Annotated in this window: 11 protein-coding genes; 7 read left to right on the forward strand and 4 right to left on the reverse strand. The window is 57.4% G+C overall.

Annotated features, from left to right (window positions below):
* Positions 1 to 176 precede the first annotated feature (176 nt).
* The 3 genes from LB535_RS10070 to LB535_RS10080 all read right to left on the reverse strand — a co-directional run bounded on the left by LB535_RS10070 (position 177) and on the right by LB535_RS10080 (position 4925).
* On the reverse strand, positions 177 to 1508 hold the full coding sequence (locus LB535_RS10070; RefSeq protein WP_224632048.1) for an HlyD family type I secretion periplasmic adaptor subunit: 1332 nt from the start codon (positions 1506 to 1508) through the stop codon (positions 177 to 179).
* Positions 1505 to 3124, reverse strand: coding sequence for an ATP-binding cassette domain-containing protein (locus LB535_RS10075; RefSeq protein ID WP_224632049.1), 1620 nt, complete (start codon positions 3122 to 3124; stop codon positions 1505 to 1507). The genes LB535_RS10070 and LB535_RS10075 overlap by 4 nt, the downstream gene beginning before the upstream one ends.
* A 79-nt stretch (positions 3125 to 3203) precedes the next feature.
* Entirely contained in the window at positions 3204 to 4925 is a 1722-nt protein-coding gene (locus LB535_RS10080; RefSeq protein WP_224632050.1) for a hypothetical protein, read from the reverse strand.
* A gap of 229 nt (positions 4926 to 5154) precedes the next feature.
* Here LB535_RS10080 and LB535_RS10085 point away from each other — a divergent pair, with 229 nt between their 5' ends.
* The 6 genes from LB535_RS10085 (at position 5155) to LB535_RS10110 (ending at position 14820) form a co-directional block, all read left to right on the forward strand.
* Complete coding sequence (locus LB535_RS10085; protein ID WP_224632051.1) at positions 5155 to 7329, forward strand: acetate--CoA ligase family protein; 2175 nt, start codon at positions 5155 to 5157, stop codon at positions 7327 to 7329.
* Positions 7330 to 7370: 41 nt separating this feature from the next.
* Positions 7371 to 7823, forward strand: a complete 453-nt coding sequence (locus tag LB535_RS10090; RefSeq protein WP_224632052.1) for a hypothetical protein — start codon at positions 7371 to 7373, stop codon at positions 7821 to 7823.
* A gap of 375 nt (positions 7824 to 8198) precedes the next feature.
* Entirely contained in the window at positions 8199 to 11063 is a 2865-nt protein-coding gene (locus LB535_RS10095) for a CapA family protein (RefSeq protein WP_224632053.1), read from the forward strand.
* Positions 11064 to 11196: 133 nt separating this feature from the next.
* Positions 11197 to 12165, forward strand: coding sequence for a cyanophycinase (locus LB535_RS29055; protein ID WP_224632054.1), 969 nt, complete (start codon positions 11197 to 11199; stop codon positions 12163 to 12165).
* A gap of 480 nt (positions 12166 to 12645) precedes the next feature.
* Complete coding sequence (locus tag LB535_RS10105) at positions 12646 to 13518, forward strand: hypothetical protein (protein WP_224632055.1); 873 nt, start codon at positions 12646 to 12648, stop codon at positions 13516 to 13518.
* 96 nt (positions 13519 to 13614) lie between these two features.
* Positions 13615 to 14820, forward strand: a complete 1206-nt coding sequence (locus LB535_RS10110; RefSeq protein WP_224632056.1) for a TadE/TadG family type IV pilus assembly protein — start codon at positions 13615 to 13617, stop codon at positions 14818 to 14820.
* Positions 14821 to 15660: 840 nt separating this feature from the next.
* On the opposite strand, the gene LB535_RS10115 is transcribed toward LB535_RS10110, so the two are convergent.
* Positions 15661 to 15807 (reverse strand): hypothetical protein, encoded by a 147-nt coding sequence (locus tag LB535_RS10115; protein ID WP_224632057.1) that lies wholly within the window; start codon positions 15805 to 15807, stop codon positions 15661 to 15663.
* 658 nt (positions 15808 to 16465) lie between these two features.
* Between LB535_RS10115 and LB535_RS10120 the strand changes: the two genes are divergently transcribed.
* Positions 16466 to 16753, forward strand: a complete 288-nt coding sequence (locus tag LB535_RS10120) for a DUF6894 family protein (RefSeq protein ID WP_224632058.1) — start codon at positions 16466 to 16468, stop codon at positions 16751 to 16753.
* The last annotated feature ends 284 nt before the right edge of the window (positions 16754 to 17037 follow it).

Consider the following 17037-nt stretch of genomic DNA (forward strand, 5'->3'; position numbering starts at 1 on the left):
CCGCTATCGATGGGCACCTTCTTGTGCTGGAAAGGTGAGGGCGGAATTTCAGGTCACAAGGCGAGGTAGCCGAAGTTGACCGTAGAACACATTCTCCGGAAGTTGAGGAGGCTGCCCGGAGCAACAGCAGGCGTTTGCTTGTTGAGCCGAGTGCGCCTGAGACGGAACATCTCTCATCACTCGCGGAGCGCGCGTCCCATAGCGGCATACACAGGAGCGCTGAGATATTCCCAGGCTGATCTTGTGCCGGTTTCGATCATCACCTGCGTGTTCATGCCGGCTTGCAATGCCACCGGCATTGCCTTCAACGACTCTGGGGTCAGGACAATTCGAGCCGAATAGTAAGCTTGCCCTGTCCGCGAATCTATAAGCCGGTCCGCTGACAGGGTTTGGATATCGCCGCTCATAGGCTGCTGGTAGCGCTTGCTTACGGCGCTAAGCCAAATTGTCGCGTGCAATCCCGCCCTCACTTGGTCGACATCCAACGGGTCGACATTTGCCAGCACAACAAAGTTGTCGTCGAGGGGGACGATTGTCATCAGTGGATCTCCTGCCGCTATCACCCCACCGATAGTATGCACCTTCAGTTCCACCACGGTCCCACCAATGGGTGCTTGAATCTCGGTACGGGCCAGCACGTCATTGGCGGCAGCCATTTTTTGCCCCGCCTCGTATATCTTGGCGCGCGTCAATCCGAGTTGTTCGACGATGTCGGTTGCTGTAGACGCTTTAAGTTCTGCAATCTTAAATTTTGTCTCCTCCATCTTCTCCCTGGCGACGCCGATCGACGCAACGTAACCGCTCAGGGCTCCGCTTACATCCGCCTGTTCTGTCTCCAAATCGGAAAGGCGCGTCCGTACAATCAGCTTCTTTTCATACAATGCGCGGACGTCGCTAAGTTGGTCTTCGATGACTTTGAGCTTTCGGGTCGACGCGGCAACTTGCCCTTCATACCCCTCGATTTCCTTCTGCAGACTGGCGATCATCTGCTGCAGCACGGAGAGACCCTCGTGCAAAAGAGCCTGCCGCGAGCGAAAAATACTTTCTTGCCCAGCAATGGCATCCATCGCCTGTTTGCCGGCTTGCTTCAATTCCGGCGGAATTTCGATGATATCTTTTCCATCTCTTTCCGCGACGAGCCGCGCCTCGGTTGCTTTTGCCTCGTACCACTGCGCGCTGATTTCGTTTGCTGCGGCCGTCGAAGCAGTGCCCTGCAATCGTATCAAAGCCTGGCCTGGCGACACGTGGTCTCCCTCTTTAACCAGGATTTCGGATATGATCCCTCCTTCAAGGTGCTGGATGGTCTTCACGTTCGACGCCACATCCACCACGCCGGGTGCCAAGACTGCGCCTTGGATTGGCGCTTCAGCCAGCCATAAGCCCGCGGCGGCGGAGAAAGCTGCCATTATCGCGAAACCCGAAGTCACCAAGCTTTTGCCGAACGGCGCGGGGTCTTCTGCTTGCACACCGCCCGAGCTTTTGTTGCGGAGGGCCAGCGAGGCTTTCACTTGACTCTCCGCAATTCCGGCTTGCTCGGACGCACGGGACTTACGATGTGATCAGTGAACTCCGGTTTCTGGCCGCCCAGGATGAGCGATTTGTCGATCATTCCGATAAATCGCTTGGATCGCCCCGACATGGTGACGACTATCGAGCATCCGGAGTCCTTCATAAATTTGACGGCCGTTTCGAGTGTCCTCCTCGAAGAAATGTCCAAATTTGCGAAAGGCTCATCAAGGACGATCAGTTTCGGCGAACGAAAGAAGGCTCTTGCAACGGCTATTCGCTTCCGTTCGCTGCCGGACAGGCCGACGGACTCATCAAGAAGGGTGTCATAACCCTGGCTTAACCGGAGAATAGATTCGTGAATTCCCGCTATCTTGGCTGCGGAAACCACGTCGTCCATGCTGGTCTGCTGAAATCGTGCGATGTTCTGCGCAACGGTTCCTTCGAAAAGCTCGATATGCTGCGGGAGATAGCCGATGACCTCAGCCCTGATGTAATCGGGAAGTCGTGTGACGTTCATGTCGCCCAACCGGACTTGTCCGGTGCGCGGCTTAAGCAGCCCAATCAAAAGGCGGGAAAGCGTCGTCTTTCCGGTTGCGGCCCGCCCCATGACCATCAGCAACTCTCCTGGCGCCAGGGAGAGTGAAAGTTTCCGGAACAAGTCTCCCCGCGCTCCGCCGTGCTTGAACGAGACTTCATCGAGATTCAAAGCACCATTCGGTGTCCCGGGCAACAAGACCGGTTCGTCACGCGCCGGTCTGGCAAGCTCCGCCTTGATCTTCGAGTACCCCTCGCGCGCCTCTCGTAGACTTCTGAGCTCCCGAACCGCCTTGTCGACGATCTTGTAGGCGAAGTTGGCAACAAGGCGGCCTGCGAATAACCCCCCGAGCGTGGCATGATTGTTTAAAAACAACCAGATGCCGGATGCTAGGAGCACGATATAAAAGGCGCGGCCCAAGACCCGGATGGCAGAGTCGATACTCACCCCTCTCGCGTTCAGCCGATCCCGCTGCAGAAAGCCGTCTATCTTGCTCTTACCCCAGCGGCCGGCGATTGCGTCAGCCATCGCAAAGGCGCCCACCACGTCCTTGTGCCTGTCTGCCGAGACCAAAACTTCCCTGGCCTGCTTGGCGGCGTCGCGTTCCGCCTGGCGGGGTTCTCGCGTGAGCTTGTCCTTAAGCAGGCTCAGACCGATCAGCAAGGCAATGCCGGCCGAAGCGATCATGCAGAGAACCGGATGGATGAAGTATACACACAGCAGGAAAATGGGGGCCCAGACCACATCCATCCATGGCGCTAGGCCGCGCTCCACAAAACTGGATACCTTCTCGATGTTGGCCAGAACCGGTGGGTTAGCAACACCGGCGGTCAATCCGGCTCTCACGGATTGAGTGGTCAACTGATGCTCGATCCATACACTCCATCGCGAAAGCATTCGCCGGCGGACCGTTTCAAGCGCAGCCCCCGCAACAAGCGCGATCAAAGCCGCTGCAGTGAGGGCAACAAGGGTTTCGATGCTGCGGCTCGAAATGACCCGATCGAAGATCTGTATGAGATAGAGGGGACCCGAGAAGCGGAGAAGATTGATAAAGATTCCGAATGTCACGACAGCAGCCAAGCCGGGCCTGGACCGTCGCCACATTTCGCTCAGAGGAGGACTGAACCTCTTATCTCGTATGCTCATTGATCACCGCTGGTCATGCTCGCCCGATTACGCTGCGGTGTTCAGTGTCGCTGAAAGCTCCTGAGAAGTTCATAATTGTGGCGTCCGGCTCATCCGGCGCGGAGGCCGAGATCGGTTGTCTCATAGCGTTAAGCAAGGTCTGGCATTCAATTCCGCTCTTGCGATCCATCTCAAGCATCGACCAAATGTCGTTCAGAAGCCCCTGCATTTGGTCGTCGGCCAGAGCAGAGCAGCCAAGCGCCTCGATAAGGTTGGACAAAGACAACTTCAATGCGGCCTGAGTTTTGGCCAGAACTGCGGCTTCTATGATCTCCGCAGGAGCGCGAGCCGAGATAAAGGCGGGAATGTCGAACCGTGATGACAGCTTAGGTAGCGTGACGGTGATGTTCCCATAGGGAGTTAGCCATGACGCGAACCTGGTGCCGTCGGCTGAGGTCTGGTTGAGCTTACCGAACTCCGCCGCGACGAGCCCTTGCGCAACCATTTCTAAAAATTCAACGCGCAATTGCGAGGCCTGTGGACTGTAACCGTCCGAAGTGATTCCATCCGCAGATTCTGCGATGCGCCGGAAATAGGGATTACTGCTCTGGCCATTGGCGAGTTTCGCAGAAGCGCGAGCCCTCATGACAGGGTTCAGTGCTCCTTCCTGCAACTCCCATGGGGAGTAGACGTGCAGCCCGGTGGCTTCCTCCGCTTCTCTCACAGCGAGCGGAGATCGACCAATTCGTCCGCTTATAGCAAGCACGTTGTGACCCGCGGCGCGAAGGCTGTCGACGCCATATTTGGCTCCCATGGCATCATACGAGGCGAAGATTGTGCCAAGGGCGATGCTCCGCAACGACTCGGCCCAGATGAGCTCCGATGTCTCCCTTTGCTGCAATCCGTCGGCAATCTCGATGACTGCAACATCACATCCGTTTTCGGCAGCGTGGTTCAACAGGCGCAAAGCGCCTTTCTCGATCAACTCCACTGAAGCCAAGTAGGTCGTTGCGAAACCCGCATCGGTGAAATCCAGAACCAAGTCCGCCCCGGCGTCACGGACAATCCACATGTCGCCGCCGGATCCCGTTCCGGTAATCTTCAACGCAGCGACCTTTAGTCCCAATTTCTTGAATCCTCTGACCAATGACGTCGCCGTCAGGGTTTTGCCGGCGTTCATCGATGTGCCGAGCGACAGAACAATCGGCAGCGAAGGAGGAAGATCGTCTGAGCTTACTTTGTAATCCCAGACATTCAGCCGGCGGCCGAATTTATCCCCAACCAGCCCCAGCGGGGTAATCTTTGTCGGCGCCGCCATTCTGTCATGCCTCGAAAGCTCCTGCGCCGCGATTCCTCCTCCGGCTACCAGATCGCACGGGCCCAAATCCGGACCAATCACCGCTTCGAACTGGTCGGGGGCATACCTGTTGCCGTAGCAGACAATGATCTCGTCGCCGGGAAACATAATGGCTTTTCTTCCGCCGATGAGCTCCAATCGGCTGTGATTGCCGAGTTCATCAACGCGCGCCAGGACAAGATCGCCTGCGGCGGGCTGTATCGGCCCGGTGATAAGGGTTCGCATGTGAGAGGCTGCAACGCGGCGCGTCGCGAATGCGCGTTTGGCCCTCTTCATGCGCCCGCGTTGTATTCTGGAAATCGGCATGACAACTCCCCCAACTAAACTCTTAGTTACGCTGTGTTCAAGGGTTTTTACTTGAATTTCGTTTGCTTTTAGACCCTTTGACTTGCCTTTCATTTTGTGCTTTTTACCATTAGATAACCATAATGTAAGGGGTAGTTGTAAGCAATGGGCCTTACAGGGACTTTAGCTACGGACCTTAGTCCCATGTTTTGTCTTTCGAATTAGCGACATCTAATAAAATGGAGAGCGGGTTCCTATTGGGTTGATGAGGGAATTCGGAAGAGTAGAGCGACGATGACGGGCTGATCCAAATTGGGGCAACGGCGTTGGGGGCAATAGCGTTATGGTATCTCAGTTAGAAGAATTGAGCCCCGTCGCGGTTGTCGGGCTTCGGACGCTGTCGGGAACAAACATCTACAGCGCAAATACAGTGGTTAAGCTGACGCTGAAACTCGGGTCTCTCGCGACAAGGCACGTTTCTGATTTTGCTCCTGAAGTGCGCTTGGCGCTTTCCGGATTATTTCCTAGCTGTTCGCAGGACGCTCTGGTGGCGCAGTACATTGCAGATGCGATCCGGCTCGCCGATCTCGAGCTTTGCCGGGAGATGAATTTTTATTCGTCGTTAACGACTCCCGCCTTTGTGAGCGACCGAGCCCAGGACACTTTCGCTGTCATTTGGGAGTCGGATGACCCACAGATGTCGCGCGCGGCTGCTTCGGCTGTTGTTGACGCGATCGATGAGGCGGCACGAGGCGAGGATCCAACTACGAAATACACTCAGGCACGCAAGCTAAATATGGAAAAGGCTAAGAAGCGGCGGCTTTCAAATTCGACCGGTGTGTTGGTGGCTGCAGCCAAAAGGAAGTGCATTCCGTTCGAGTTCGTTGCCCGCAACCATCTTCGGCTTGGCCAGGGCAAGCACCAGAAGCAATTATTCTCGACGATCTCCGGTTCGACGTCGTTCGCATCCGCGAAGACCGCGTTGGACAAGAGGCTGGGCAACAGACTACTGGCGCAAGCCGGCATGACCGTTCCCCGTCAGATTACTGTTCGCACAAAGGCCGAGGCGGTTTCAGCGGCTAGGCAACTGGGCAGGAGCGTCGTAGTGAAGCCGGCCCAGGCAAATCAAGGGCGGGGCGTCTCGGTCAAGCTGCGGGGACGCCATGCAGTCGAAGAGGCGTTTGAGAGAGCATACGCGCTACGCGGCAGGCAGCACTCGACACATAATGGGGTGTTGGTAGAGCAATATGTTGCAGGATCTGAGTATCGAGCCACCGTCGTGGATTATCGCCTCGTCGCGGCGGTCATCTGCCGCCCGCCCCAAGTGGTCGGCGATGGTCAAAAGACAGTGCGAGATCTAATCGATGATTTGAACAATGAGCCGGATCGGGACGGCCGATATCTATGCCGCGTAGGAATTGACGATGAGCTGCTGAGGCACATCACACAGCGCCGGCTTTCATTGGATTCGGTTCCCGTAATCGGCAAGCTTGTCACCTTGCGTCCGACAGGCCACCTCGCCGGTGGAGGTATACCGGTGGATGTTACAGGCGAGGTTCACCCGGAAAATCAGCAGCTGTGTGAACGCATTGCTAGAGTCTTTGGCCTGAGCATTGCTGGGATCGACCTTATCATGCCGGACATTGCGATTTCGCATAAGGAAGCTGGATGCTGCGTAGTCGAGGTAAACGCTCGGCCGGGTATTCAATCACATCTCTCTCCACGCGGGGGCGCCTCAACAGATGTGAGCGAACTTATTCTGACGAATCTATACGAGACTCCAGATTCAGCGGCGGTTACTACATTACTCGTCGTCGGCGATAGACACACGAGCATGGTTGCGAAAGAAATCGATCGCCGGCTCCAGGCTGAAGGGCGTCGGGTTGGTCTCCTTTCGAAGCGGGGCGCCTACATCAATAGCGTCCCTCAAGACGTCGGCCAGCGCATGACTCCGCTGGCGCTAACCAGGGACCCATCTTTGGAGGCCCTGATCTTGGCCGCTTCTCCGGACAAAATCTGGACGAAAGGCTTGGGGGTGAGCGCTTGTCATGCCGTATCGATAATGCCGCAGAACCCCGAAAGCAGTGAGATTCTTGATGGCCTATTTGCAAGAGTACTACGACGCATCAACCACGGGTATTTCATCGTTGACAGGGAAGATGTGATGTCTCGCCGGGCGCTGTCCACGTTGTCCTCTGCAAAGCAGGTATTGGTCAGTGCTGGAACCGATCTCGATCCGGATTTGCTCAGACACCTGCAGAACGGTGGTCTCGCGGTTGTTGTGAGATGGAGTTCCGATGGGTCTGGAGCGAAGATGGTTCTCGCTTCCGGCACAGGTGAACTTGCGATTGAACCCATTCCGTCCGCGTCTCTGTCGCGCCCACCGCTGATCCGGGCCAACATGGATGCAATGGCTGTTTCGTACTTGGGAAAAAGAGATGGCTGGTTCGATCAGGTGGCAGTGCGGTCTGCGCCGCCCGTAGACCGGCGCGACATGGATGAAGCTCGACAGCGATGAAAATCTTGTCGGTTTCGCTAAGTAAAAGGGAGTAGGGGGGGATGAAAACGGTTTCGACAGCTGACCGGCCGAATGTTTCACTACGCGATGCGGCGACGCTCGTTGCCTTGGCCCTGAAGCGCACCACGAACAAGGCGGGACAACCGCGGATCCGGGCAAGGATGTCATCCAAGACGTTCAAGCGCCTGACCGGGCGGCGCATCGGCGGCGCGAACTCCGCGAAAGAATTCACCGAGGAACTGAGTAACCTTGGATGGCTGATGGTCCGGATGCCGTCCGCTTACGGTTTCGTGCGTTCTGCCTCCCTGACCAAGTGGCCTCTGACAAAATCGAATGTCATTGCGAAGGAACTCGAGCAGATCGGCGGGGAATCCGAGGCGAAAGCGCTGGATGATGCAAGGCGCGAGCTTGGTGGATCAATCGACGTCGGCGGTCCATCTAATGCCTCCGATGCGTCGAACCGAGCAGAAGGAAAAAAGAAAGTGGTTCGATAGGCGCGCGTGGCGGTTTCACCGGGAAGGAACTTATCGGCGCCAATTGCTCTCAACGAATACGGAGACACAGAGAAATTTGATACTACTTGGCTTTGGAATTTCAAAAGCCCGGGCTGCCCCCAACAGGACTCCACGTTGGTAGGTTATATTGGCAAAGGATCATATGCGAAAGTGACGCCGAACTCCGCAACTGTCCAAGGCATGGTTATGAGGATATCTGGCGCAAGGATTCTTGCGGCGGGAAACATGTGGTCCCGCTCCGCAGTTGTCCGGCTACAGCTGTCCGCCGATGGCGCCGGCGGGTGTGATCCTGTGATCTCGAATGCATATTTGATCCCGGACTTAATACCGCCTGTCAGCCGATTTCGTTCCGACATGGTTGACTTTCCTGCGTGGCAGTCGTTGCTCACCGGGACGGAGATTTCAGCTACCCGCGTCGTAGAGACGCTTGCCTTGCTGATCCAGCGTTGGGTTAACTGGCCGGTCCAGTTCGCCGGGTCCGAACAGGGCGCGAACGCACGCGAGTTCGTTGCTGTTTTTGAAACACGACAAGCCCGAGCAGGGCTGCGTGCAGGTGAAGTCGCGGTCGAGCTTCTAAACGCGTTATGCAGAGAGGATCTGGACCGTTTGCGAAATATATTCGACCAAGCTTTCGACGCCTACCGCGAGAGCACCTTGGACGTAACGCCAACGGTTGACACCCTTGCGATCGCGAAGCGTGCCCAGCATCGCGAAATTCCCTGGTCGACGGTTCCAGGTACCAACTACATCAAGCTCGGATACGGGCGGCACTCCAACATTCTGCTGGGATCGGAATCAACAAATACGTCCTCGATGGGCAGGATGCTTGCCAAGAACAAGGCAGCTACAAACGCCATACTCGTCGCCGGCGGACTGCCGGTAGCAGTGCAGCGACTGGCGCGCAGTGTCGAAGAGGCGCGGGACGCTGCCCGCTGGATCGGATTTCCGGTGGTCGTAAAGCCGGCGTCTGGCAATATGGGGAGAAGCGTTACAGTCGGGGTGCAGAACGAGGTTCAGCTGCTTGAGGCATACGAGCATGCTAGCCGCGTTTCGGCTCGCATCGTTGTTGAGGCGATTCTCAAGGGCGAAGAATACCGGTTGCTTGTGGTCGGTGGAAAATTCTTTGCCGCCTCCTGTCGCCGCCCAGCGCACGTCAGGGGCGATGGCACAAGCACGGTGCAACAGCTCGTCGACCGAGAGAACCTCAACCCCGAGCGACACGCGGGCATGCACTCGAGTTTGAAGCCGCTCCCGGTGGATAAGATGGCTCGGTCATGCCTGGCGGAGCAGCGCCTGTCGCTCGACGCAGTTCCGGAAAAGGATCAGATCGTTCTTCTGCGGCGGGTTTCAAACGTTTCGCAGGGCGGCACAGCAGTTGATATGACCGAGGCGGTTCATCCGTCTATCCGCGAAGTTGCCGAGCGAGCGGCGGCATTGCTTGGTATCGACGTTTGCGGAGTTGATTTCATTACCACCGCAATAGACCGACCATTCTGGGAAACAGGGGGCGCAATCTGCGAAGTGAACACTCGGCCGATGTTGGGGCTTCACTTGGCGGTGGTCGAAGGCACGCGGCGTGATGCGGCGGATGCAGTGGTCGAGATGCTTTACCCCAAGAGTTCGCCCAGCCGGATACCGCTGGTCGTAGTCTTGACGGTGGCCGACGGTGATCCGTTGGCGAATGCGATCCGCGCCTCGGCCGATGCGTCTGGTCAACGAGTCGGCTTGGCATCTATCGAAGGCACACTGATTGGGAAGCAAACGTGCCGCATGCGTTTCGGAGATCACCTCGATGGGATTGAGGCTATCGTGGCTGATGCAACGCTCGATGCGGGGATTGTAGTGGTTTCGCCGGAAGAGGTGCTTAACAAAGGCGTGGGCCTGGATCGAATTGATATCGCGATCTTGCCGTCGGGAAACAGTTCGGCACCGGCAAAACAGGCACGCGAGATATTAACACGAATTGCGGATGGGCGGGTGATTGCCGCGAAGGATCCCGCAGTCGTCGACAAGACGCTCCAAATTATTGGCCGACCAGCTGACAATCGTCAACGCGGTGAGTCGACCAAGCAACCGCGCGTAGCAGCAGCCCCAGCAGCGAGACCATGCCGACGGGCCGGCAGGTTTTCGACCGGAGAAAGCGCCAACTTCACAGTGCTCCTAGTCGGCGATGTGGGCTTTGGAGAATCGTATCTCGAATATCCGCGCATGGCGTCGCTGCGCGAGAGCTTAGCAATCAAGGGACACCGATACTCGCTAGCCCGAGTCTCGGATGTACTTGCCAGTGGCGATCTGACGATCGGAAACCTTGAGGTGCCGCTCGCCGCGACGCCTGATCCCTCCTTGAAGGGCCGCAAAAACTATCTAGGCTCATCAGATCCTGACGAGACCGCAGCAGCGCTAGTGGAAGCAGGATTCAACGCGGTGTCGCTGGCAAACAATCACAGCCTCGACTGTGGGGAATCGGGCCTACGTGAGACAATTCGACGACTGAGGGCCGCAGGTATCACCCCGTTCGGTGCCGGAGTGGATTTGGCAGAGGCGGCTCGACCCTTGGTCAAGACGATCACGGTCGGCGGCGTCGAGCGGACGATCGTGATTTGGGCCTGCTTCGAGTTTCGCGAGAAATACGACAAGCAATTCAGATGGTACGCTGGCAATACGAAACCAGGGATTAACTGCATCACGCCGGAGGCGATTGCGACGCAGATCGCGGACCTCCGTCGAACGTTGCCGTCTCCCTTCTTTATCGCCTATCCCCATTGGGGAACGGACTACACGAGCACGGAACCTTATCAACGTGAGTACGCGCGGCATCTCGCGGCCGCAGGGGTTGATCTGATAGTCGGTCACGGTGCGCACACCATTCAAGGCATGGAGATTGTGTCCGGGCGGCCGGTTTTGTTCGGATTGGGCAATTTCGTTTGGAACACCCCCGGCCGATTTTCAAAAACTCGGGCAGCTCCTTACGGGCTGGCCGTTGCCCTTCGTTTTGAAAGCCGTGCGAATGACGGGCTGTCGTTGTCTGTTCGCATGTATCCTCTGTTGACGGACAACGACATAACGCATTTTCAGAATCGACCGGTCAGTGAGGAAGAGTTTCCGCAGGCTTTCGCCGTTCTGACAAAGCGCTACGATGGCGGTCGTGACCTACTAACTGGTGTCGATGACCTGGGAAGTTTTGTCGAACTCAACCTTGAGGCCACATCAGGAGCATGAGAAGTCTTCGCGACATGGCGCCGAACAACTGACTGGCGCAGCACCAGCGGAACTTGCCGCTGCCGGAATTGCAGTGACTGGGCCGTGATGTGGCTCAACAACTGCTCCTCACTAACACAACGTAGGGGCGAATATGGTTCGGCCGTCGAAACTCGTGCACAGGATCAGCGGACTGGTGCTGGCTGGCATCGCTGCAACCGCAATTCTCATATCGACAACTCCCGAGGCAGAAGTGGCACCTCCGGCGCAGGCGGGTGGCGCACTCGTTATAGTTGGCGGTGGACCCATTCCAAGGGAGATCTTGGCTTGCGCCATGGAGCTTGCTGGCGGCCCAGACGCTCGTATCGTCGTTCTGCCCCAAGCGTCTCGTGCCGATAAGCACAGCGACTCTCTCGTTGACGCGTTCCGAGCTGTCGGTGCCAGGAACATCCGAAGTTGGCGTTTTGAGAACCAGGGTCAAGCCAACGAGAAGGCCACTTCCTCGGCAAGCGTCGCGGGCGTCGCGGACGCAATCAATCAGGCCAATCTGATCTGGCTTTCTGGCGGTTCTCAAACGGCCCTGATGGCGGCGCTTGACGCATCTGGATTCAGTCAGTTGATCCGGGAGCGGCATCGTCGCGGAATTGCTGTGGGCGGTTCGAGCGCGGGAGCAGCGGTTATGGCGGATTGGATGATGACGGGCGGGAGCCAATCCCTGAAGTCAGTCATCGCCGGTTCGGCCCCGACCAGTAGGGGTTTAGGCTTGTGGCCCGGAGTGATAATCGATCAGCACTTCCTCAAGCGACGACGAAACAATCGTCTGCTCACTGCAGTTCTGGATAGGCCAGATCACGTGGGCATAGGGATCGATGAAAGTACGGCGCTAGTTACCTTGGGTGACCAAGTTGAGGTCTTGGGCGAAAGCTCGGTAATGGTATTTGACGCTCGCAACGCCCGGCTTAAACCCAGTGATGAGGGCCTGCCGATTGGCGCAATGGGAATATTGACGCACGTACTGGTTCGGGGGATGAGCCTAGCCGCCGACATACCAAGGCCAACTGACGCTTCACGACCGCCAACGCAGGTATCAAACTCAAGCATCTGTGCCCTTCAACGTGGCTGAATGACCCCACCTAGCCTTGGACGGCGACTACCGATCAGGGGTAACGGCCGACAGCGCGATCAAAAGCACCCGATTATGCAGGCCCAACAAAACCCCTCATGTTCCTTGCTGGCCATCTGATTTGAACGGGGTGCTCATATGGAAGCCGGCCATCGACGCGCCGCTGTTCGGGCCGGCAGCGCATCCACCACGCACTGGAAGGTACAGCCGGTTGTGCCACGATGACCGTCTGCTCGCTATGTCGCCTAACCTGGTCAGCGGTGTGGTAGCCGCCGAAGACGAACGCCTCCGGCTGTCCATTCCTTTTGTGCTGAGATGTTGGTTGCAGCCCTCAATTCGTGGCGCGCCTACACATCGATCTGGCCCGAAGGGCGCGAAAAGGGCCGGAAAACGAAACGTTTACCGCGAAGGCAGCTCCGGGTTGTTTAGCAAGAGCGAATATACTATCCCAATAACATCTCGTTTCGATGGGAGTGACAGGTGCGATTTCTGATCCGTCTGTTGGCCGTGACCTTGGGCTTAACGTTCTCGGGCCCGGCGCTTGCCTGGAAAGTTGGCGGTGGCACGACCACCGCGACCATCAATGGGACCAAGCTCACCGTATATACTTATCATCCAAAATACTGCAGCAACCCATCGCTCTTGTTCGTGTTTCACGGCCTCAGCCGCACGGCTTCATCCTACAGAGATTACGCGGAGCCTCTGGCCGATCGAAATTGTCTGATCGTGTTGGCTCCCCTCTTTGATCTGGAACGATTTCCAAGTTGGAGCTATCAGCGGGGAGGCATCGTCAACAACGGTACGATCCAGCCTCGGGACCGGTGGACTGTCTGGTACGTCAAGGGCCTGGTAAGCTGGGCCAGGGCGAAAGAGGGATTGCCGAACGCGCAATATTATCTCTTTGGGCACTCGGCCGGAGGCCAATTCGCTTCCCGCGTTGCAGCATTCGCCTTGCCGGACGCAAAGAGATCAGTTGTTGCCAACCCCTCTTCTTACGTTTTGCCATCCCTGTCAGAGGCGGTCGCCTATGGCCTGGGATGCGTTTCCTCCGGTTGCGTCTATAGCCCGGATCAAGCCAACCAGGAATTGAAGGCCTATCTGGCTTTGCCGCTAACCATTTATCTCGGAGAGGACGACACAGGCGATGCCGAGCTGGGCGAGAGCGCAGCCGCGATGCGTCAAGGATCGACACGCCTGGAGCGCGGCGAGTTCACATTTGAGCTGGCGCAAGCCGTCGCGACCGCCAATGGATGGCCCTTGAACTGGCGTCTCGTGATATTGCCTGGTGTCGGACATTCGGCAAGTGACTTGTTGAAGTCCGATCAGGCCGATCAAGCCTTTGGGTTCAAATGAGAGAGCGGCGGTTCGGGCGACTTCCGAGTTGGCCGGCAATTTAGCATTGTCTAAATTACTGTCGATCTAGAGTGTTCTCCGGAAGAGGGCATCTCGATGCCGAAGTTGAAAGATCTGCTGCTCGACCGGCGGGGTAACATTGCCGTGGCAGCCGCCTTGATGGTTGTGCCTTTAGGCGTGGCCCTGGGCCTTGGCGTCGATTTTACCAATGCCGTCGTCTGGAAATCCAGATTGCAAGAGATTGCCGATTCAGCGGCTCTCGCCGCCGTTGAAAGCGACGAAACAAACGAGGTGGCCGCACAGGCAGCGAAGGACTGGGCGCTTGGCAACAGCTCGTTTGCAGCCGACATCATCGTTGATGCGGACGTCACCACACCTTCTTCCACGTTGCAAGAAGCGGTAGTCAAAATCTCAGCCGGATTACCAACCGCTTTTATGACTCTTGCAGGATTTCAGAAGATAGACATCCAAGTGACGGCAACAGCTCGGAAATCCGCGCCTGATTACTGCATCTATGCCCTCGATCCGGACTCCAACGGAGCGCTGACAGTGACCGGCTCGGGAGGAATATCGGTTCCAAACTGCGGCATTCAGGTGAACTCCTCCGGTGGCAGTGCGCTTAGGCATGTTGGAAGCGGAAAGATCATCGCCAGGAAAATCTCGGTAGTGGGCAGCTATCAAGGCGGCGGCTACAGTGTCACGCCAAAAACGAACGAACCTCTGCTCACGGACCCACTTATCACGTTGCCAGAACCTATTCCGCCGAACGGTTGTGACTACAACAATCAGGTGCTATCCGATATCACCATCCCGGCCGGCCGGGTGTTCTGTGGGAGCATCGGCTTCGACGGAGATGTGACCCTCGCTCCAGGAATTCACTACTTCCACAACGCGGTAGTAGCCATCGGCAGCGATGTGGATTTGAAAGGTAACGAAGTTACGATCTTTCTCGACTCGGGGTCCAGTATCATCCAGTCCCCAGGGAATGGTTCTGTACGGCTTTCGGCTCCCAAGGACGGAGTCTATTCTGGACTTTCGATATTCGGATCTCGCCAAGAGTCGGACCGGACACCGGCTGTGTCATTTTCAGGAAACAAGAATTACTTGGTTGACGGAGTTATTTACCTGTCACACCACCGCTTTCGAATGAAGGGAACGCATGACCTGAAGCTGGTGGCCAAAACAGGTTGGCTTATCGCGTGGCAATTGCTCTTCAGTGGCGATTCCAGCGTGAGCGTCGACGCTTCCGAAACCTCTGTCAGGAAAGGGCTACGCAACTCAGAGGTGGTTTTGCTCCGATAGCGAAAGCCGGAAAGGATGAATTGGACGGGTTAATTCTGTGCTCTTCTGTGATCGCAGCTAGCTGTTCTCGCCTCCGCTAATGCCCACCGCCGGAATCCCGACCGGGCGGCCCGGCTGCATTGGGCTAAGGGGTATTTAGGAACGCAGCCGGGCCATGCCGGTGGATCCTCCCGGCATTATGATCTTGATCTTGAATTAAATTAAATACAAGCTTCCTCTAATTTGAGGATTCGGGATACGGCGAGCCCGTCGGGCAGGAGCCACCAGCGCCAGCGCCGCGCTCGATAGCTGCACTTGCGCGCGCCTCCGCGAACTCCCAAACCGCGCCTACCACATAGAGTCCGATGAGGATTTGCAGCCACTCGGGGCGCGCGCTGGCGAACAGCCAGCGCCCGCTGCCGCGCCGCCGATAGCTCCCGGCAAGTACCAGCACACGATGCTCCAGTCGATGTTGCGACGAAACGCCAGGATCCGCACCGGATTTGCCATGAGCTCGGTAAGCGTGATCACGGGAGCGACGGCGGTACTGCCGGTAAGGAACGTCACTCGCCGGGATCAGCAGCAGACCCCCGCCGCACGCCGACAGCGTATTGGGGGTCCAGGCGAAGAAGCCCGCGCCGCTAAGTAGTCCAAGTTGCAGCGCGCGCTGCGGCCCGGCGGGTGCAGTCCTAACAAAGATTCCAAGCGGCGCTCGCTGACGTTCCTACGAGTGCCGCCTAGGTATTCGGAAGGCCGTCAGCGAGAGTTGGCAGATGGCGCCGTCTTACCCTGAGTGCCGGCGGCATGGTCCTGAGTGAGGCACCCGTCTGCGTGTCGCTATGCTCGGCACCCGACAGCGGACTACCCCTGGCCCGGCACAGCATCGGCTATCGGCGCGCTGTTGTTTGTGCCGTTCAGGAAGGGTTGGCTCGAGGTCATCAAGCCACCCGCCGATGTGGCCGGGCCGGCCACCAGCGAAAATGCTGCAGAGAGGGTAAGCATTCGCATGATGGTTCTCCAATCATTGCAAGGAGTTCAACGTCTTTTCCGAGGCGCGAACTTAAGTTGCTCGGAAGGTCAACAGGGCAGGGCGGCCGTCCCTTCATTGTCTTCAACGGTGCGTTCCGTCGCCGTGCCGCCACTTCGCGACCGTCGTGCGGCTCAGGCCGTATTGCCGGCCCAGGACGCCGGTCGATTCTTGCGACGTTGGAACTCGGCTCGAACTCGCGGCGTTGTGCGGGCGTTGGTGTGAAGATGTCTGCCATAACGCCCCCTGCGAATTACGGCTTCAGGATAGCGTTACGACTCCCTGGGACTGAACAGCTAGGCTTGCTTTAGCCATGGGACCGACTCTGGCGCGGCTTACCGGTTAGTCAAGCTTGTTCTAATGTTCCAACTTGTCGGGAACCGTGGCTGCGGTGACACGTCGGATGCGTCATTGGTCGATTCTCCTTCAGGGATCCAGCCGGCTGAGGAACAAAGCCGGTCGCTTGCCCTCATTAGCCGCGACGAACTTGTCTTTCCGGCAACGAACGAAGCGCGTCACCGCAGCCACGGTTCCCGACAGGTCGGGCTTCCTTATGGTCCACCCCCAAATCAGCGGATGAACCCTTGTCCCTCAAACGGATAATGAACCTTTTACGGGGCCTTGCTAAAATCGGCCCTCATGCCTCGCTTCTTCTTCGACCTGTCTCATGGCGGTGATGTCTACCACGATGCCCGTGGAGACACCTTCAAAGGCTTTGCGCAAGCCAAGGCAACGGCACTCGACCTCCTACGAAGGTTCCCGGCCGGTGATCGCGATCTAACCTGCACGATCCGCGACGCATTCGGGCGCTCGGTTGCAAACGTTAGCATCAAATCGGGGATTTCGGGCCGGGAGGCATTCGGACCTCAGTCCTCGTTGCAGGACGACGCGCTATCGAAGGCCTTGCCATTCCTCGCTGGCGGCTGAAACTACCCCCTGGCGACTAACCCCGATAGCCCGCCGCTGGTGTGCCCCCACACCTAGCGGCGGACTAAGGGTGGCCGGCGCCTCTGTCTTGGAGATTGCCTAAGCGTGCGCCGGCCTGGCGAACCGTGATCCGCCGCATATGCAAAGTAGCTAAAGCATCTGCGATCGACATGGTGTGATCGCGGAAGCTTGGGAGGCTTGACGGCGGCGGCTTCAATAAGCGATGATTAATATAAGGTAAATGGTCGATCCTTCAGGGGTGTAGCCAATTGCTGGAGCCCGCT

Source organism: Mesorhizobium sp. CA10 (assembly GCF_020165285.1).
GTDB lineage: Bacteria > Pseudomonadota > Alphaproteobacteria > Rhizobiales > Rhizobiaceae > Mesorhizobium.

Excerpts from the sequence above, each read along its gene's own strand:
- LB535_RS10080 (WP_224632050.1), bottom strand. The coding sequence starts at position 4,925 with ATGAAAGGCAAGTCAAAGGGTCTAAAAGCAAACGAAATTCAAGTAAAA.
- LB535_RS10085 (WP_224632051.1), top strand. The coding sequence starts at position 5,155 with ATGGTATCTCAGTTAGAAGAATTGAGCCCCGTCGCGGTTGTCGGGCTT.
- LB535_RS10090 (WP_224632052.1), top strand. The coding sequence starts at position 7,371 with ATGAAAACGGTTTCGACAGCTGACCGGCCGAATGTTTCACTACGCGAT.
- LB535_RS10095 (WP_224632053.1), top strand. The coding sequence starts at position 8,199 with ATGGTTGACTTTCCTGCGTGGCAGTCGTTGCTCACCGGGACGGAGATT.
- LB535_RS29055 (WP_224632054.1), top strand. The coding sequence starts at position 11,197 with ATGGTTCGGCCGTCGAAACTCGTGCACAGGATCAGCGGACTGGTGCTG.
- LB535_RS10110 (WP_224632056.1), top strand. The coding sequence starts at position 13,615 with ATGCCGAAGTTGAAAGATCTGCTGCTCGACCGGCGGGGTAACATTGCC.
- LB535_RS10115 (WP_224632057.1), bottom strand. The coding sequence starts at position 15,807 with ATGCGAATGCTTACCCTCTCTGCAGCATTTTCGCTGGTGGCCGGCCCG.
- LB535_RS10120 (WP_224632058.1), top strand. The coding sequence starts at position 16,466 with ATGCCTCGCTTCTTCTTCGACCTGTCTCATGGCGGTGATGTCTACCAC.